16 protein-coding genes, 1 pseudogene and 2 riboswitches are annotated in these 16921 nt (G+C 65.9%); of the genes and pseudogenes, 13 read left to right on the top strand and 4 right to left on the bottom strand.

Annotation, left to right across the window (positions count from 1 at the left end; translation table 11 throughout):
* The first annotated feature begins 51 nt into the window (after positions 1-51).
* Both J7573_RS04080 and J7573_RS04075 read left to right on the top strand, forming a co-directional pair.
* Positions 52-882 carry an AraC family transcriptional regulator gene (locus tag J7573_RS04080; protein WP_294325914.1) on the top strand — a complete coding sequence of 277 codons (831 nt, stop codon included), beginning with the start codon at positions 52-54 and terminating at the stop codon, positions 880-882.
* A gap of 50 nt (positions 883-932) precedes the next feature.
* Complete coding sequence (locus J7573_RS04075; protein WP_294325913.1) at positions 933-1517, top strand: LysE family translocator; 585 nt, start codon at positions 933-935, stop codon at positions 1515-1517.
* Between the two features lie 125 nt (positions 1518-1642).
* Here the strand turns inward: J7573_RS04075 and J7573_RS04070 are convergent, their stop codons facing one another.
* Complete coding sequence (locus J7573_RS04070) at positions 1643-2842, bottom strand: sugar transporter (RefSeq protein WP_294325911.1); 1200 nt, start codon at positions 2840-2842, stop codon at positions 1643-1645.
* Positions 2843-3064: 222 nt separating this feature from the next.
* Here J7573_RS04070 and J7573_RS04065 point away from each other — a divergent pair.
* A pseudogene (locus J7573_RS04065) lies at positions 3065-3649 on the top strand (hypothetical protein); the annotation flags it as partial.
* A gap of 162 nt (positions 3650-3811) precedes the next feature.
* Here J7573_RS04065 and calA read toward each other — a convergent pair.
* Positions 3812-4864: a vanillin reductase gene (calA, locus tag J7573_RS04060; RefSeq protein WP_294325909.1), complete on the bottom strand. Its 1053-nt coding sequence runs from the start codon at positions 4862-4864 to the stop codon at positions 3812-3814.
* A 180-nt stretch (positions 4865-5044) separates the two neighbouring features.
* On the opposite strand from calA, the gene J7573_RS04055 reads away from it, so the two are divergent.
* Complete coding sequence (locus J7573_RS04055) at positions 5045-5950, top strand: AraC family transcriptional regulator (RefSeq protein ID WP_294325973.1); 906 nt, start codon at positions 5045-5047, stop codon at positions 5948-5950.
* A 12-nt stretch (positions 5951-5962) separates the two neighbouring features.
* Here J7573_RS04055 and J7573_RS04050 read toward each other — a convergent pair whose 3' ends face one another.
* Positions 5963-6559 (bottom strand): TetR/AcrR family transcriptional regulator, encoded by a 597-nt coding sequence (locus J7573_RS04050; RefSeq protein WP_294325906.1) that lies wholly within the window; start codon positions 6557-6559, stop codon positions 5963-5965.
* Positions 6560-6652: 93 nt separating this feature from the next.
* On the opposite strand from J7573_RS04050, the gene J7573_RS04045 reads away from it, so the two are divergent.
* Positions 6653-7252, top strand: coding sequence for an NAD(P)H-dependent oxidoreductase (locus J7573_RS04045; RefSeq protein ID WP_294325904.1), 600 nt, complete (start codon positions 6653-6655; stop codon positions 7250-7252).
* A gap of 6 nt (positions 7253-7258) precedes the next feature.
* On the opposite strand, the gene thpR is transcribed toward J7573_RS04045, so the two are convergent.
* Positions 7259-7804, bottom strand: coding sequence for an RNA 2',3'-cyclic phosphodiesterase (gene thpR / locus J7573_RS04040; protein ID WP_294325902.1), 546 nt, complete (start codon positions 7802-7804; stop codon positions 7259-7261).
* 157 nt (positions 7805-7961) lie between these two features.
* On the opposite strand from thpR, the gene lpxO reads away from it, so the two are divergent.
* From lpxO to J7573_RS04000, 8 genes are all read left to right on the top strand, one after another.
* Positions 7962-8861 (top strand): lipid A hydroxylase LpxO, encoded by a 900-nt coding sequence (gene lpxO, locus J7573_RS04035; protein WP_294325900.1) that lies wholly within the window; start codon positions 7962-7964, stop codon positions 8859-8861.
* 92 nt (positions 8862-8953) lie between these two features.
* Positions 8954-9298 (top strand): carboxymuconolactone decarboxylase family protein, encoded by a 345-nt coding sequence (locus J7573_RS04030; RefSeq protein WP_027919898.1) that lies wholly within the window; start codon positions 8954-8956, stop codon positions 9296-9298.
* A 78-nt stretch (positions 9299-9376) separates the two neighbouring features.
* Positions 9377-9946, top strand: coding sequence for an N-acetyltransferase (locus J7573_RS04025; protein WP_294325896.1), 570 nt, complete (start codon positions 9377-9379; stop codon positions 9944-9946).
* A 34-nt stretch (positions 9947-9980) separates the two neighbouring features.
* Positions 9981-10187, top strand: a riboswitch (cobalamin riboswitch).
* A 108-nt stretch (positions 10188-10295) separates the two neighbouring features.
* Complete coding sequence (locus tag J7573_RS04020) at positions 10296-12413, top strand: TonB-dependent receptor (RefSeq protein ID WP_294325894.1); 2118 nt, start codon at positions 10296-10298, stop codon at positions 12411-12413.
* A 194-nt stretch (positions 12414-12607) separates the two neighbouring features.
* Entirely contained in the window at positions 12608-13774 is a 1167-nt protein-coding gene (locus tag J7573_RS04015; RefSeq protein ID WP_294325892.1) for a DUF1624 domain-containing protein, read from the top strand.
* A 28-nt stretch (positions 13775-13802) separates the two neighbouring features.
* A riboswitch (cobalamin riboswitch) is annotated at positions 13803-14004 on the top strand.
* Between the two features lie 108 nt (positions 14005-14112).
* Positions 14113-15123 (top strand): ABC transporter substrate-binding protein, encoded by a 1011-nt coding sequence (locus J7573_RS04010; RefSeq protein ID WP_294325891.1) that lies wholly within the window; start codon positions 14113-14115, stop codon positions 15121-15123.
* Entirely contained in the window at positions 15120-16136 is a 1017-nt protein-coding gene (locus J7573_RS04005) for an iron ABC transporter permease (protein WP_294325889.1), read from the top strand. Before J7573_RS04010 ends, J7573_RS04005 begins: the two co-directional genes overlap by 4 nt.
* On the top strand, positions 16133-16921 hold the full coding sequence (locus tag J7573_RS04000; RefSeq protein WP_294325887.1) for an ABC transporter ATP-binding protein: 789 nt from the start codon (positions 16133-16135) through the stop codon (positions 16919-16921). The genes J7573_RS04005 and J7573_RS04000 overlap by 4 nt, the downstream gene beginning before the upstream one ends.

Genomic DNA, 16921 nt, shown 5'->3' with positions numbered 1-16921 from the left:
TGACGCATCTGGAGTAAGGTGAACTGCCCTACCCGTCAGCAGCGCAGCGCCATGAGCAACTGGATCGACCTCAAGCAAGACGCCGACACCGGCATCGAGTCGGTCCGTGCGCATTTTGTCGGCCACGCCTACGACCCGCACTGGCATGACAGCTTTCTGGTCGGCTTCACCGAGCAGGGTGTGCAGCAGTTCAACTGCCGCCGGGTGCGCCACCAGAGCACCGCAGGCCAGGTCTTCCTGCTCGAACCCGGCGACCTTCACGACGGCCACGCGCCGACCGCCGAAGGCTTCACCTATTCGACCCTGTACCTTGAAGCGAACTGGCTGGACAGCGAGTTGCGGGCGCTGTTCGAACAGGCTCCTGGCGACAGCCTGCCGCGTTTCGCCGACACCTTGTGCCACGACGAACGCCTGGCCCACGCCACCGCCCTGGCGTTCCAGGCGGTGCATGGCCAGGCGCTGCGCATCGTGCGCCAGACGGCCATGGACATGCTGCTGACCACCTTGACCAGCCACCTGCACTGGCGCAAGCGCCTCAACCCCGACCCGCGCCTGCCACTATCCGCACAGCGGGCGCGTGATTTCCTGCATGCCCATTTCGACCAGGACATCAGCCTAGAGCAGGTTGCCCAAGCCTGCGGAGTCGACCGCTTCCGCCTGACCCGGGCCTTCAAGGCCGCCTTCGGCCTGGCGCCCCATGCCTACCTGATCCAGCTGCGGCTGGCCCGCGCACGTCGCCTGCTCGCCCAGGGCCAGACACCTGCCGAGGTGGCCATGGCACTGGGTTTTGCCGACCAGAGCCACCTGGGGCGCTGGTTCCGGCGTGCTTATCAGCTGACCCCGGCCGATTACCGCCGCCGCTGCTCAAACCTTCCAGACTGACGCCAGCTCCGCTGCGAGCATGGGGCTCTGATCAATCGGAGTCGCTTGCCATGTCACAATCGTTGTTGCCCTTCATCCTTTTCGCCCTGGTCTCGAGCATCAGCCCGGGGCCGACCAACCTGCTGATCCTTGCCCACGGTGCCCGGCAAGGCCTGCGCGCAAGCCTGGCACCGCTGCTGGCAGCCTGCGGTGCGGCAGCGGCAATCGTGTGGCTGGTCGGCCTGGGTCTGGGTGAAGCGCTGGTGCGCCATCCGTTGGCCCAGCAGGCGATGTGCTGGGCTGGAGTGCTGTGGTTGAGCTGGCTGGCCTGGCGCATGTTGTGCAGTGCCGGCGAGCCGCTGGAGAGTGCAGGCGGTAAGCCGTTCGGCGCGATCAGCGCAGCGTCTTTGCAGGTGGTCAACCCGAAGGTGTGGATGATGGCGGTGGCCGTCATTGGCGTGTTTGCCGCGCCGACGCTGCCGGTGTGGCAGTTGGCGCTGGTGTTCCTGCTGATTGCCGTGCCGTGCATGGCGGTGTGGGCAATTCTGGGGGCAGGTAGTGCGCGCTGGTTGCAGGCGCCGGGGCGGTTGCTGTGGTTCAACCGGGGGTTGGCGGGGTTGCTGCTGGTGTCGGCCTGGGCTGCGGTCTTGAGTTGAATCTCGAGGTTTCCTGTACTGGCCTCTTCGCAGGTAAACCCACTCCCACAGGAATTGCACAGCTTTCAAGGTCTATGCAGTCCCTGTGGGAGCGGGTTTACCCGCGAAGAGGCCGGTGCAGGCAATCAGTGGTTCAGGGCCTCACGGAACCGCCGGGTACTGGCCACGGCCAGCAGCAGACCGACCACCGCCACGCTACCGCCAACCATGCCGATGTCCGCCACGCCCATCTGGCTGCTGACGATACTGCCCAGCAACGCCCCGCCACCGATGCCGATGTTGTAGATGCCGGAGAACAGCGCCATGGCCACGTCGGTGGCATCGGACGCCAGCTTCAGGGTCTTGGACTGCAGCGACAAGCTGAAGCTGAGGATCGCCACGCCCCAGAACATGCTCAACACCGCGAACACATAGAAATTGCCCGACAGCGGCAGCAGCAACAGCAGGCAAGCCGCCAGCACCCCGATCGCCCCCACCAGGAAGCCATGGGGGAAGCGCTCGCTGTACCGGCTGAACAGCAGCGAGCCGAACACGCCAGCGCCACCGAACAACAGCAGCAACAGCGTGGTGCGCTCGCCGCCGATCTGCGCCACGTGCAGGGCGAATGGCTCGATATAGCTGTAGGCGGTGAATTGCGCGGTGATCACCAGCGTCACCAGCAGGTAGGTAATCACCAGCGCCGGGCGCTTGAACAAAATCGGCAGGCTGCGCAGCGAACCGGAGTTCTGGCTCGGCAGCAACGGCAGCGAATTCATCAGGCACAGCATGGTCACCAACGCTACCCCAGCAATGCTGAGGAAGGTGATGCGCCAGCCCAGTGCCTCGCCCACCACCCGCCCCAGTGGAATGCCAAGCACCATCGCCAGAGTCGTGCCCGTCGCCAGCAACCCCAGTGCCTTGGCCTGCTGCCCTGGCGGTGCCACGCGCACGGCCAGCGACGCGGTAATGGCCCAGAACACGGCGTGGGCCAGGGCGATGCCGATGCGGCTGACCAGCAGCATGGCAAAGCTCTGCGACAACCACGACAGCAGGTGGCTGAGGATGAACACCAGGAACACGAACAGCAGCAGGCGCCGGCGCTCGATGTTGCGGGTGAGCAGCATCATCGGCAGCGAAGCCAGCGCCACCACCCAGGCATAGATGGTCAGCATCAGGCCGACCTGCGCGGTGGTCATGTCGAAGCTGCTGCCGATGTCGCTGAGCAACGCCACCGGGACGAACTCGGTGGTGTTGAAGATGAAGGCCGCCAGGGCCAGGGCAATCACGCTCAGCCAGCTGCCGCCACCCGCGGTCGGGGGCAAGTGGGTGGGGATGGGTCCGTTCATGGGCTGGAATCTGTTCTCCACAGGCAAAGCGAAAGGACGCGCGTCAGGGGCCAAGTATCGGCCGCGCTGAGGCACGGGTTTGTTATTGGATGGATTGCCCGCATGGTACGCGTCACGCCGGGGCCTCACAACCATGGCAGCATTGGGAGTACCATGCGCGCTTCATGTGTACGGCACTGCGGAACAAGGAGTCATCCGCCCATGGACAAGCAGCCCTCCCGGCAATGCGTCAGCAGCGTGTTGCTGCTGGACGACGGCAGCCTGCTGGCGCGCATCGGCATGCCCGGCGAAACAGGCCAGGTGCTGCGTATCGATCACCACGGGGTGGTTCCCGTCATCGGCCTCGCGCATTTCGGCCGCTGCCCGCAACGCCGTTACTTCGCCCTGGCCAATGCCGATGGGGTACGGGTGACCGATGGCTGGGGTGGCCCGCAGGTGGCGAAGCTGCGCTGGCCGAACGGGCTGGAGGGCCTGCCAAAGGGTTACCCGTTCGAGCCTTTCGACCTGCCGCCAACACCGACCACGCTGGTCCCCTTCCCTGATGGGCAGCGGGTGCTGCTGGTCAGCGCCGAAGGTATCTTCGTGCTCGCCAGCAAAGGAGCCACGCGCCTGTTGCCACGCCAGGTGCAGATTCTCGAAGCACTGGCGACAGGCACCGACCCGGACGATATCGCCTTGGGGCTGTCGATGGCGCACGGCGCCGTGTCGCCCGATGGCCGGCTGATCGTGGTCGGCGAACACAACAGCCCGCACCTGGTGCTGAACGAACAGCTTGAGGTGATCGGCGAGATTGCCACCGGCAGCGAACAGGCACGGGTCGACGGTGACAGCCACATCCAAGACGGCTGTACCCAAGGTAATGCCTACGTTAGCTTACGGGCGCATGCCAAAGATGACGAAGTGCGGCACGCGCTGTTATGGCAGGAGTGGGCCAGCGCACTGCTGCGCTAGCGCCGGTACCGCCAGCGATCAGCCCTGCAGGGTCGCCATGTCGATCACGAAGCGGTACTTCACATCGCCCGCGATCATGCGCTCATAGGCCTGGTTGATGTTGCGGATGTCGAGCATCTCGATGTCGCAACGGATGTCATGGGCGGCACAGAAGTCCAGCACTTCCTGGGTTTCGGCGATGCCGCCAATCAGCGAACCGGCCAGCACCCGACGCTTCATCACCAGGTTGGCGGCATGCACGGCCGGGTCGATCGGCTCGATCAGGCCAACCAGGATGTGTACGCCGTCGAACTTCAGGGTCTCCAGGTACGGGTTGAGGTCGTGCTGCACCGGAATGGTGTCGAGCAGGAAGTCGAAACGGCCGGCGGCGGCACGCATCTGCTCGGCATCGGTGGACACGATCACGTGGTCGGCGCCCTGGCGGCGGGCTTCCTCGGCCTTGGCCTGGGAGCGGGTGAACAGGGTCACTTCGGCGCCCAGGGCCTTGGCCAGCTTGATGCCCATGTGGCCCAGCCCGCCCATGCCGAGGATGCCGATCTTGTGGCCGGGGCCGACGCCATGGTGCTTGAGCGGCGAGTAGGTGGTGATGCCCGCGCAGAGGATCGGCGCCGCGCTGGGCAGGTCCATGCCGGCCGGGATGCGCACCACGAAATGCTCGCTGACCACGATGCTGCTGGAGTAACCACCCATCGTGTTGCTGCCATCGACCCGGTCCGGGGTGGCGTAGGTCATGGTCGGGCCTTCCAGGCAGTATTGCTCCAGGTCCTTGGCGCAGGCCTCGCAGTGGCGGCAGGAGTCGACCATGCAACCGACGCCGACCAGGTCGCCGACCTTGTGCAAGGTGACCTTGTCACCCACGGCGGTGACCCGGCCGATGATCTCGTGGCCGGGCATCAGCGGGTAGACGGCGATGCCCCACTCGTTGCGTGCCTGGTGGATGTCGGAGTGGCACACGCCACAGTAGAGGATGTCGATGGCGACATCGTCCGGGCGCGGTGCGCGGCGCTCGAAGGTCATGGGGGCCAAAGGGCTGGTCGGGGTTTGGGCGGCGTAACCGATGGCGGTGTACATGCGGGACCTCACAGGGAAGTGAAACGATTCAGGGCGCGCATTCTGCTCGCCATCCTCCTCCCGGCCCACGGCTGATTCTCCGGCATCCATGCCTGATTCTCCGAACCTGTCGGCGGCCATCTGGCGCTGGCCAGCCAATCTGCGATCATGAAACTGTCTGATTCTCTGCCCTGGTTCATCATGCAACTGACCCGCCACGTCGACGCCAACGCCCCGCTGTGTTCGCTGATCCGCAGCCTGGCCACCCGCCCGGGTTTCGTACCCACGCACCTGCCCCAGGTGCAGGTACTGAGCTGGGACCACTACGTGGCCAGCAGCCCGCAAATCTACGAGCCGAGCCTGATGATCCTGGCCCAGGGCAGCAAACTGGCGCGCCTGGGCCCGCGTACCCTGGAGTACGGTGCCGGCCATTACCTGGTGCAGGCGCTGTCGGTGCCATTCATGTGCGAAACCTTTGCCACCGCCGACGAGCCACTCCTGGGCGTGGCGGTGGACATCGACCGTGGTGTGCTGGGTGAACTGGTGCAGAGCATGGACCTGGCGCCCGACCCGGCGGTACAGGCGCAAACGCCACAGTCGATGACCTCGGCGGCGCTCGATGCACCGATGCGTGAGTCGGTAGAACGCCTGCTGCACTGCCTGCAGGACCCGGTCGACGCCAAGGTGCTGGGCCCGGCGCGCATTCGCGAGGTGCTGTATACCGCCCTGCGCGGCCCCCAGGCCGGGGTGCTGCGGGCGCTGGTGGAGCAACAGGGGCACTTCGCCCGCATCGGCGCGGCGCTCATGCACTTGCGCGAGCATTACACCGAGCCGCTGAGTGTCGAGGCGCTGGCGGCCTGCGCCAACATGAGCGTGTCGACCTTCCACGAGCACTTCAAGCGCTGCACCGACATGGCACCGATGCAGTACCTCAAGCGCCTGCGCCTGCTCAAGGCGCAGCAGATGCTGATCGGTGAAGGGCTGGGGGTGGCGCAGGCGGCGCATCGGGTGGGCTACCAGAGCACCTCGCAGTTCAGCCGCGAGTACAAGCGCCAGTTTGCCCGCAGCCCGGGGGATGAGCTGCCCTACCAGAGCCTGCCGGTCTGACCCTGGCCCGGGTCACTGCCGCTCGACCATGGCAATGATCGCAGCCTGCAACTCGGCCTTGGCCTGCCCCGCCTCCAATTCCCCTGCCGCAGCCGCCTGCGACAGCGCCTCGGCCGCGCCCACCAGCAGGCGCATGCCCGCCGCGCCAATCGCACCACGGGGGGAAAAATCGCCCAGCGCTGCGCGGCACTTGTCGAGAAACGGCTGTTCATAGGCCCGCTTCAACGTCTCAAGCTCCGGCGACCCGGCCAGCGCCGCCGACACCCCAGGCATCTCCCGCCCCTGGCTCATGACGCAATCGACATACGCAGCGGCAATGACCCCGGCACGCCCCGGCAAGGTCGCCTCACAGCCGTCCAGCGCCTGCGCGAGCATTACCGACTGGCGTGCATCGTAATCCTGGTACAACGCCGCCAGCAGCCCGGTGCGGGTCTCGAAATGGTCATACACCACTGGTTTGGTGACCCCGGCCTGCTCCGCCAGGCGACCGAGGCTCAGGGCTTCGGTGCCTTCCTCGCGCACCAGTTGCCAGGCCACGTCGAGTAGCTGGCGCCGCCGCTCTTCGCGGGAAAGTCGCTTGCGTGGCTGAGCCTTGTCATCGCTTGACATCAATTACCTACCAAAAGTAACTTACTAAACGTAACTTACCTTGAGTATATAGCGCTCAAGGCAGCAACGCACCTTCACACTGGAGAGACCACCATGCAAGCCTTGATCGTCATCGGCCATCACGACCCCGAGTCCCTGACCCATGCCCTTGCCCGGCAGATTGCCGAAGGCCTGGCCAGCGTCGGCCACGGTAGCGAAATCGCCGACCTGGCCCGCGAAGGCTTCGACCCCCGTTTCGGCCTGGCTGACCACGCCGTGCACCGGGGCCTGGCCGCACCACCGGCCGACGTGCTGCTGGAGCAGGCCCGCATCGACCGCGCCGATACCCTGGTGCTGGTCTACCCGATCTACTGGTGGTCGCTGCCGGCCCTGCTCAAAGGCTGGGTCGAGCGGGTGTTCAGCAATGGCTGGGCGTTCGACTACCAGGGCGGCGTCACCACCAAGAAACTGCGTGGCATGAAGGTGCACCTGGTCGGTGTGGCGGGTGCCGATGCCGGCAGCTTCGAGCGCCATGGCTACGGCGAGGCGATGCGCGTGCAGATCGAGCACGGCATCTTCGACTATTGCGGCGCCGAGGTGCTCAGTTCGACCCTGCTGGATGACAGCGAAGGGCCGGATGCCGCCCTGCACCTGCGTACTGCCCGCGCCCTGGGCGAGCAGCTGTTCACGCCGGCCCGCAGCCAGATCGCCTGAGCGGCGCTAGTCGGTCAGCGGCCATTGCGCCAGCGGCCAATAACGGCCCTTGCGCGATTCGTACAAGGTGAAATGCCGGGCGCCGAGATGGAACTCGGGCGCCGCGGCCGCCTCCGGGGCCTGGCCGCGAAAGTCCCGTGACAGGGTGAGGTGCGGGCGGTACTCGCGGGCCTGTTCTTCGAACCCCATTGGCAACAACGCCTGCTGCAAGCCATAGACCAGCTGGCGCAAGGCGACAGGCGTTTCCAGCGGCTCCAGCACCAGCACATTGGCGCGCTGCCAGGTCTTCAGCTGATCCAGCAGCAGGCGCAACGGCGCGCCCGGCCGCGCCAGGTTGTCCACCGCGGCACAGATGGCCGGCACCTGCGCCGCATCCACATCACCGAGAAACAGCAAGGTCAGGTGGAAGTTTTCGCTCGGCACCGGCTTGCCGCTGCGCAGATTCAGGCCGCGCCGCCACTGGCTGATCGCACGGCGTTGGGCGTCGCTGACCGGCAAGGCGAAAAACAGCCTTTTGAACGGGGTGCCACTCGGGCGAATGTCCTGAATCATGTGAACTCCATCACGTGAAACGTTTTTGCACGCTATAGGGCATTACACCAATGTCGCCCCGCATTAACGTAACAATAAGTACAAACTGCCCCCATGATTGTTTATGCTGGCGAGCTTATGCCATGGCGCATGGCCATTTCTCGACAAGTAAACGTCCATGAAAATTGCACTCGTACTGATCTTCGTCCTCTCGATCGCCTATGTTCACCTGCGCGGTCGGGTACGCCACAAGCTGACCCGCCAGCTGGGGGACCACTCCAGCTTCCTGGCCCCGGTAAACAGCTTCCTGTACCTGTTCTCCAAGCACCCGGCCAAGCCCTATCTGCCGGTCGAGGCGTTCCCCGAACTGCAGCCGCTCATGGACCATTGGCAGGAGATCCGTGCCGAAGGCCAGCAGCTGCTGCATGTGGGCGAGATCAAGAAGTCCGACAATTATGACGACGTCGGTTTCAATTCGTTCTTCAAGACCGGCTGGAAGCGCTTCTACCTGAAGTGGTACGGCGAAAGCCACCCGTCGGCCATGGCCCTGTGCCCGCGTACCACCGAGCTGCTGCAAGGCATTGGCACGGTCAAGGCGGCGATGTTCGCCACCCTGCCACCCGGCGCCAAGCTGGTCCGCCACCGTGACCCGTACGCAGGCTCCTACCGCTTCCACCTCGGCCTGGACACGCCGAACGATGACGGTTGCTACATCGATGTGGACGGCGAGAAATACTCCTGGCGCGATGGCGAGGGCGTGGTCTTCGACGAGACCTACATCCACTACGCGGCCAACACCACCGAGCACAACCGCATCATCCTGTTCTGCGACATCGAGCGCCCGCTGAAGTACCGCTGGGCCACCGCGTTCAACCGCTGGTTCAGCCGCAACGTCATGGCCGCCGCCGCAGCGCCCAACGACGCCGGCGACAAGACCGGTGGCATCAACCGCCTGTTCACCCGCATCTACAAGATCCGCGAGCGTGGCAAGGCGCTGAAGAAGCGCAACCGCATGCGCTACTACCTGGAGAAGTGGCTGGTGGTCGCGGCCCTGGTACTGGTATTCGTCTACATCTGACGCCCCTCCTGCAGCCTATCGCCGGCAACCGGCGATAGGCGCAATTTCGACTAGCCTGAAGTTCCTCCCGCAACCTTCCCAAGGTGAAGACGATGAGCATGATGGACTGGGACGCCTACCGTAAGCAGTTGATGGCCGGCATCGGCGATCTCAAGCAATTGTCCCCCGACACCGTGGCCGGCTACATGACCGCCAGCGGCGCGGGTGCCAAGACCAACCACCTGGACGCCAAGACCCGCGAGCTGATCTCCCTGGCCGTGGCTGTCACCACCCGCTGCGACGGCTGCATCGCCGTGCACTCACAGCAAGCCGTCAAGCACGGCGCCACCCGCGAAGAGATCGCCGAGGCGCTGGGTGTGGCCGTGGCGATGAATGCCGGGGCCGCACTGGTCTACTCGGCCCGCGCCATGGATGCGGTGGGCAAGGCCAACGGCTGAAGCCCGACGGCGTCGCCGCCCTTGCGCGACGGCGCCGCGCCACCCAGACTTGGCGGCCTAGCCACTGCAGGAACCGCCATGATCCACATCCGCCCCATGACGCCCGATGACTTCGAGCGTTTCTGGCCGACCTTCCAGGCCATCGTCCAGGCCCGCGAAACCTACGCCTTCGACCCCGAACTGGACGTCGAGCAGGCACGCCAGCTGTGGCTGCAACTGCCACTGCATACCCTGGTGGCCGAAGCCGATGGCGAGCTGCTCGGCTCCTACTACCTCAAGGCCAACGCCGCCGGCCCTGGCGCCCATGTCGGCAACTGCGGCTACATGGTCTGCGACGCCGCCCGTGGCCGTGGCGTGGCCCGGCTGATGTGCGAGCACTCGCAGAAGCTGGCGCGCCAGGAAGGCTTTTTGGCGTTGCAGTTCAATTCGGTGGTGGCGAGCAACGAAGTGGCAGTGGCGTTGTGGACCAAGCTGGGCTTCGAGACCGTCGGCCGCCTGCCCAAAGCCTATCGCCATGCCCGCCTGGGGTTGGTCGACTGCCTGGTGATGTACAAGTGGCTGGCCGATGAGCCGGTGGTGGAGAAGCCTCCCCTGCTGATCGGGCGCAAGAACATCGAAGCACGGGTGTCGCGCCGCCGCGGGCGCTGACACGCGCATTTGACGTGCTGGCCATTCGATGGTCAGATGCGCGCCAGTTTCAGGTGTCCTGCGCCGCCGTGCGCAGGGTGAAACGGGAAGCCGGTGCGTCGTGGTTCACGACAAGTCCGGCGCTGCCCCCGCAACGGTAAGCGAGCGATGCCTTCGACACACCACTGTGCGCCAGCATGGGAAGGTGAAGGCCTCACGCCCCTCGCAAGCCCGGAGACCGGCCTGAAGCCTCACTTGGCAACCCGCGGTGGGCGGGCGCAGGCCGGTATCCGCGTGCGCCCCTGCATGCGTGGTGTGCCTTTGCGTGTTTTCCACCGGGATCCATTCATTCCTGCAGTAGTGGAACGACATGTCCCGATTCATCAAGCTTCACCCCCTGGCGGCCTGCCTGGCCGTCACGCTGCCAGCCCTGGCCGACGAACCTGTGCTGAACCTCCCTTCCACGGCCATCACCGATAGCCGTGACCCGCAACACGTCGACCTGGCCACGCCCACCGAGGCCGGTTCACGGCTCAACCTCACTGCCCTGGAAACCCCGGCCAGCACCAGCAGCATCACGGCCGAACAGATCGAGCAGCGCAACAACCTCACCGTGCAGGACGCCGTGACCCGCTCGCCCGGCATCACTTTCATCGGCAACCCGGGCGATGGCGGCACTGGCCTTTCGGCGCGCGGTTTCACCGGCCATGGCTCGGTGATGACCCTGTTCGACGGCGCGCGCCTGTACACCGGGGCCGGCACCCAGACCTTCCCGGTCGACCCGTGGATGGTCGAGCAGATCGACGTCATCCGCGGCCCGGCTTCGGTGCTGTATGGCGAAGGCGCGACCGGCGCGGTGATCAACGTGATCCCGAAAAAACCCTTCGCTGGCGACATCCACAACCGCCTGCGCCTGGGCTACGGTTCCTGGGACCGCCAGCAACTGGGCCTGGACAGCGGCGGCAGCCTCAGCGAGCGCCTGAGCTATCGCCTGACCCTGAACCAGCAGGCCGGCAACGGCTGGGTCGACCGCACCGACTCGCGCAGCCTGGCGCTCAGTGCCGCGCTGCGTTTCGATGCCAGCGACGACCTGAGCTTCACCCTCGCCCACGAACGCGGCGACGCCCAGCCCGCCAACTACTACGGCACGCCGCTGATCGACGGCCATTACCGCAGCAGCCTGCGCAAGAAGAACTACAACGTCCAGAACGATGAGCAGCGCTACCACGACGAGTGGACCCGCTTCACCACCGACTGGACGATCAACGATCAGCTCAGTGCCAGCAACCAGCTCTACTACATCAAGAGCCGCCGCCACTGGCGCAATGCCGAGAACTACAGCTGGGACGCCGATCGCGCGCTGCTGGAGCGCCAGAGCTACCTGGAGATCAAGCACAACCAGGAGCAGATCGGCGACCGCCAGACCTTCACCTTCGACCACAGCCTGTTCGGCCTGGCCAGCAAGACGCTGGTCGGCGTCGAATACAACAAGGTGCGTTTCAACGTCGATAGCAACCGGCCGTACAACGACGTGGGCGGCGACTACATCGACCCATGGCAGCCGACCCCGGGCTGGTTCCACAGCGACTCGCCAACCCGCCCACAGACGCTGTCCACCACCCACACCTTCGCCCTGTTCGCCGAGAACCGCCTGCAGCTCAGCGAGCGCCTGTCGCTGGTCACCGGCGTGCGCCGCGACCAGAACCACATCGACCGCGACAACCTGGTCGATGGCAGCCGCAGCGACCGCAGCCTGCAGGGCGGCAACTGGCGCGCCGGGCTGGTGTTCGCCGTCACCGACGACCTGTCGCTGTATGGCCAGTACTCCACCAGCGAGGACGGCGTGGACAACCTGGTCAGCCTCAGCCCGTCGCAGATGCACTACGACCTGACCGAGGCGAAGCAGACCGAGCTGGGCCTCAAGCAGCGCTTCTGGGAGGGCCGTGGCGAGTGGACGCTGGCGGCGTTCCATATCGTCAAGAAGAAGCTGCTGGTGGATGACCCGATCACCCACGAGGCCCAGCAGGCCGGGCAGCAGACCTCCGACGGCCTGGAGGCGTCGCTGGAACTGGCCCTGGGGCAGCAGTGGCAGGTGTCGGCCAATGCCGCTCTGGTGCGGGCGAAGTACGATGATTTCGACGAGGTGGTCGATGGCGTGGCCCTGGACCGTGCCGGCAACCGCCCGGCGAATGTGCCACGGCGCACGGCCAACCTGTGGTTGACGAAGGGCTTCGGCCAGCAGGTGGAAGCCGGGATTGGCGCACGGTATGTGGATGAACGTTATGCCGACACGGCCAATAGCCAGAGTGCGCCGGGGTACACCGTGGTCGATGCCAACATCGGCTGGCAGGTGCTGCCCGATGTGCGCCTGGGGTTGCAGGTGAACAACCTGTTCGACCGGGAATATGTGGCGTCAGTGTTCAGTGGCGAGCAGTGGGTGATGGGCGCGCCAAGGTCGTACTTCGCTACCGTGGATTACACCTTCTGACTTGAGGGCCTCTTCGCGGGCAAGCCCGCTCCCACAGGATTTCCACTCACTTGAAAAGGGTAGTGAACCTGTGGGAGCGGGCTTGCCCGCGAAGAGGCCGGGTCAGGCAACACAAAAACTGCTATCAAGTGTAAAAGGAATAGTTATAAGATAACGTTTCATTTGACAATCATTCCTGCCTGCGACCGCCTTCCATGACCAGCGCCTCAGCCCTCCCCACCCAGCTCACCCAGCGCCTGCAGAGCATCGACGCCCTGCGCGGCCTGGTGATTCTGTTCATGCTGCTCGACCACGTACGCGAAACCTTCTTCCTGCACCGCCAGGTCAGCGACCCGATGACCATCGATGCCACCGACCCGTCGCTGTTCGCCAGCCGCACCCTGGCCCACCTGTGCGCCCCGGTGTTCGTCCTGCTCACCGGTCTGTCAGCCTGGCTGTATGGCGAGAAGTACCAGGGCCGCAGCGATGTGTCGGCGTTCCTGTTCAAGCGCGGGCTGTTCCTGGTGGTGCTGGAGTTCACCCTGGTCAATTTCGCCTGGACCTTCCAGCTGCCACCGAGCGTGGTCTACATGCAGGTGATCTGGGCCATCGGCGTGAGCATGATCGCGCTGTCGCTGCTGGTGTGGCTGCCGCGTCCTGCCTTGCTCGCCCTGGGCGCGCTGATCATCGCCGGGCACAACCTGCTCGATGGCCTGCACTTCGGCGTGGAATCGGCCCTGCATGTGCCGTGGGCGATCCTGCACGACCGTGGCTGGCTGGAGGTCTCGGAGAACCTGCGCCTGCGCACTTCCTACCCGGTGCTGCCGTGGGTCGGCGTGATCGCCCTGGGCTACGGCCTCGGCCCGTGGTTCGCCCGTGGCAGCGACGCCGGTGAGCGCCAGCACCGCCTGCTGATGGCCGGCGTCATCGCCCTGCTCGGCTTCATGGTGCTGCGCATCTACAACGGCTACGGCGAGGCGCCGTGGAGCGGCTACCCGACCGTCACCCAGACCCTGATGAGCTTCTTCAACATCACCAAGTACCCACCTTCACTGCTGTTCCTGGCCCTGACCCTGGGTTGCGGCCTGCTGATGCTGCGCGCCTTCGAGCGCGCCGGGCTGGCCCGCTGGATCAGCACCTTGGCGGTGTTCGGCGCGGCGCCGATGTTCTTCTACCTGCTGCACCTGTACGTGCTCAAGCTGCTGTACCTGGCCTGCGTGGCGCTATTCGGCCTCAACCATGGCGACTACTTCGGCTTCGACGGCATCGGCGCGGTGTGGCTTGCCGCGCTGCTGCTGGCGGCGGCGCTGTACCTGCCGGTGCGCGGGTTTGCCCGGCTCAAGGCGCGCCGGCGCGACATCCGCTGGCTGAAGTACTTCTGATTTTGCGTTTCACCCAGCGGCCGGATGGTCTACCATGCCGGCCGCCGGTTTCCACCACGGAATTAATAGGGAATCCCAGGCCCGCCCAGCAAGGCGTGCCAATCGGAACTGCCCCCGCAACTGTAGGTGCCGAGCCTGCTCCATCGATGCCACTGGATCATCATCCGGGAAGGCCGGAGCCGGGCGAGGACGCACCAGTCAGGAGACCTGCCGGCCAACATTCACCAACCGGCGGGGTGTCCGGGATGGCCATCCGTGTTGCCCCTGCGCGTGCAGGGGCTTGGCGATGCCTGTCCGTGCGTTCCTCACCAGAACTGTCCGACAGGAGATCGCCCAGCATGCTGCCCCGTATCGCCACCTTGCTCGCCGGCCTGAGCCTCACCGGCCTGGCCCAGGCCGCTGCCACCCACTACCCGCTGACCGTCGACAACTGCGGCGCGCCGCAGACCTTCGCCCAGGTGCCCGAGCGCGCGGTCACCATCGGCCAGGCCGGTACCGAGATGCTCTATGCCCTGGGCCTGGGTGAGAAGCTGGCCGGCACCTCGTTGTGGTTCAACAACGTATTGCCCGAATACCAGGCACTGAACGACAAGGTGCCCCGCCTGGCCGACAACGAGCCCAGCTTCGAAGCCGTGGTCGCCAAGCGCCCGCAACTGGTGGCGGTGCAGTTCGAGTGGATGGTCGGCGCCCAAGGCGCGGTCGCTACCCGTGAACAGTTCAGCGAGCTGAACATTCCAACCTACCTGCTGCCCTCGGACTGCGAAGGCAAGAACAACCTGGTCGGTGCCGACGGCACCCGCCTGCAGGCGTTTAAAGTCGAGAGCATCTACAAGAGCGTCAGCCAGCTGGCCGAGATCTTCGACGTGCAGGATCGTGGCGTCGCACTCAATGCCAACCTCAAGGCACGCCTGGACAGTGCGCAACAGCAACTGAGCGGCAAGGACCTGAGCAATACCTCGGCACTGTTCTGGTTCTCCAGCGCCGACCTCGGCATCGACCCCTACGTCGCCGGTCGCCAGGGCGTGGCCGACTTCATGCTGCGCACCCTGGGCGTGCGCAACGTGGTCGAATCCACCGAAGAATGGCCGACCGTGGGCTGGGAGACCCTGGCCAAGGCCAACCCGACCTGGCTGATCATCGCGCGCATGGACCGCCGCCGCTTCCCCGCCGATGACTACCAGAAGAAGCTCGAATTCCTCCATAGCGACCCGGTGACGAAGAACATGGACGCGGTAAAGAACAACCGCATCATCATCCTCGACGCCGACGCCATGCAGGCCGGCATCCGCCTGTTCCGTGGCCTGCAGACCTTGTCTGCAGCCTTCGCCAGCGGTAAAGCGGCGCAGTGATGAAAGCCCTGCCCTTCACCGCCCTGGCCATGCTGGCCCTGCTCGCGGCCGTGCTGGCCGGTACCGCCATCGGCGAAACCAGCCTGTCGCCACAGTTGGTCTACCAGGTGCTGGCCAACCACCTGTGGCAGGCCGGCTACCCGGTCGACCCGATCGACGCCGGCATCGTCTGGAACTACCGCCTGACCCGCGCCCTGATCGCCGCCGCCTGCGGTGCAGGGCTGGCGACCTGTGGGGTGATCCTCCAGGCGCTGCTGCGCAACCCGCTGGCCGAGCCCTACCTGCTCGGGCTGTCCGCCGGCGCTTCGACCGGTGCGGTGCTGGTCGGCCTGCTGGGCCTAGGCAGCGTCGCCCTGAGCATGTCCGGCGGTGCCTTCGTCGGCGCCCTGGCGGCCTTTGCCCTGGTGCTGGTGCTGGCCCGAGCGGCCGGGCCGAGCAGTCACAACACCCAGGTGATCCTCGCGGGTATCGCCGGCTCGCAACTGTTCACTGCCCTCACCGCCTTCCTCATCACCAAGTCGGCCACCGCCGAGCAGGCGCGCGGCATTCTGTTCTGGCTGCTGGGCAACCTCAGCGGCGTGCGCTGGCCGTCGGTGTGGATGGCGTTACCGGTGGCGCTGTTCGGGCTGGTGGTGTGCCTGTGGCACCGCCGGGCGCTGGATGCCTTCACCTTCGGCGCCGACTCGGCGGCCTCGCTGGGCATCGCCGTGCGCCGCACGCAGTGGCTGCTGATCAGTTGCGCAGCACTGGTAACAGCCGTGATGGTGTCGATCGTCGGCGCCATCGGTTTCGTCGGCCTGGTCATCCCCCACGCCCTGCGCCTGCTGCTCGGCCCCGGCCATGGCCGCCTGCTGCCGGCCAGCGCCCTGGGCGGCGCGCTGTTCCTGATTGCCGCCGATGTGCTGTCGCGCACCTTGATCAGCGGCCAGGTGATTCCGGTCGGCGTGGTCACCGCCTTGATCGGCGCACCGGTGTTCGCGCTGATCCTGGTCAGCCGCCGGGGGCGTCCATGACCGTCATGAATACCGTGCACGTCGCTCCACTCGCCTGCCGGGGGCTTGGCCTGCAATTGTCGGGCAACACCGTGCTGTGCAACATCGACCTCAACGTGGTGGCCGGTGAAACCCTGGGCATCGTCGGCCCCAATGGCTCGGGCAAATCGTCCCTGCTCAAGTTGCTGGCCGGGCTGCGCACGCCGGGCACCGGCAGTGTGCAACTGCTCGGCGACCCGCTGGCGCGCCTGCCGCGCCGGCGTGTCGCCCAGGCGCTGGCACTGGTCGAGCAGCAGGCCGACACCCTCGATGCAATCAATGTGTTCGATGCCGTTGCCCTGGGGCGCACGCCCTGGCTGTCGGCGCTGGCACCGTTTTCCCGGGAGGATCGTGCCATCGTCGAACAGGCCCTGGCCGACCTCGACGCCACGCACCTGCGTGAACGGATCTGGAGCTCGTTGTCCGGCGGCGAGCGCCAGCGCGTACATATTGCCCGCGCCCTGGCCCAACGCCCGCAGGTGCTGCTGCTCGACGAGCCGACCAACCACCTCGACATCCAGCACCAGCTAAGCCTGTTGCAACAGGTCCAGGCACTGCCGGTGACCACCCTGGTGGCCCTGCACGACCTCAACCAGGCGCTGACCTGCGACCGTGTGGCGGTGCTCGACAAGGGCCACCTGGTGGCCCTCGGCAAACCGTTGGAGGTGCTCACCCCCGAACGCCTGCTGAGCACCTTCGGCGTGCACGCCCACTACCTCACCGACCCCTTCGACGGCGCGCGCATCCTGCGTTTTCGTGCCCCTTGA

Source organism: Pseudomonas sp., from assembly GCF_017744435.1.
Classification (GTDB): Bacteria; Pseudomonadota; Gammaproteobacteria; order Pseudomonadales; family Pseudomonadaceae; genus Aquipseudomonas.
Note: the sequence above shows the minus strand (reverse complement) of the source record. Positions and strands in the feature narration are given on the sequence as shown.

Bases quoted from the DNA above. Each gene is read 5' to 3' on its own strand.
- J7573_RS04080 (WP_294325914.1), top strand. From the start codon at position 52: ATGAGCAACTGGATCGACCTCAAGCAAGACGCCGACACCGGCATCGAG.
- J7573_RS04075 (WP_294325913.1), top strand. From the start codon at position 933: ATGTCACAATCGTTGTTGCCCTTCATCCTTTTCGCCCTGGTCTCGAGC.
- J7573_RS04070 (WP_294325911.1), bottom strand. From the start codon at position 2,842: ATGAACGGACCCATCCCCACCCACTTGCCCCCGACCGCGGGTGGCGGC.
- calA (WP_294325909.1), bottom strand. From the start codon at position 4,864: ATGTACACCGCCATCGGTTACGCCGCCCAAACCCCGACCAGCCCTTTG.
- J7573_RS04055 (WP_294325973.1), top strand. From the start codon at position 5,045: ATGCAACTGACCCGCCACGTCGACGCCAACGCCCCGCTGTGTTCGCTG.
- J7573_RS04050 (WP_294325906.1), bottom strand. From the start codon at position 6,559: ATGTCAAGCGATGACAAGGCTCAGCCACGCAAGCGACTTTCCCGCGAA.
- J7573_RS04045 (WP_294325904.1), top strand. From the start codon at position 6,653: ATGCAAGCCTTGATCGTCATCGGCCATCACGACCCCGAGTCCCTGACC.
- thpR (WP_294325902.1), bottom strand. From the start codon at position 7,804: ATGATTCAGGACATTCGCCCGAGTGGCACCCCGTTCAAAAGGCTGTTT.
- lpxO (WP_294325900.1), top strand. From the start codon at position 7,962: ATGAAAATTGCACTCGTACTGATCTTCGTCCTCTCGATCGCCTATGTT.
- J7573_RS04030 (WP_027919898.1), top strand. From the start codon at position 8,954: ATGAGCATGATGGACTGGGACGCCTACCGTAAGCAGTTGATGGCCGGC.
- J7573_RS04025 (WP_294325896.1), top strand. From the start codon at position 9,377: ATGATCCACATCCGCCCCATGACGCCCGATGACTTCGAGCGTTTCTGG.
- J7573_RS04020 (WP_294325894.1), top strand. From the start codon at position 10,296: ATGTCCCGATTCATCAAGCTTCACCCCCTGGCGGCCTGCCTGGCCGTC.
- J7573_RS04015 (WP_294325892.1), top strand. From the start codon at position 12,608: ATGACCAGCGCCTCAGCCCTCCCCACCCAGCTCACCCAGCGCCTGCAG.
- J7573_RS04010 (WP_294325891.1), top strand. From the start codon at position 14,113: ATGCTGCCCCGTATCGCCACCTTGCTCGCCGGCCTGAGCCTCACCGGC.
- J7573_RS04000 (WP_294325887.1), top strand. From the start codon at position 16,133: ATGACCGTCATGAATACCGTGCACGTCGCTCCACTCGCCTGCCGGGGG.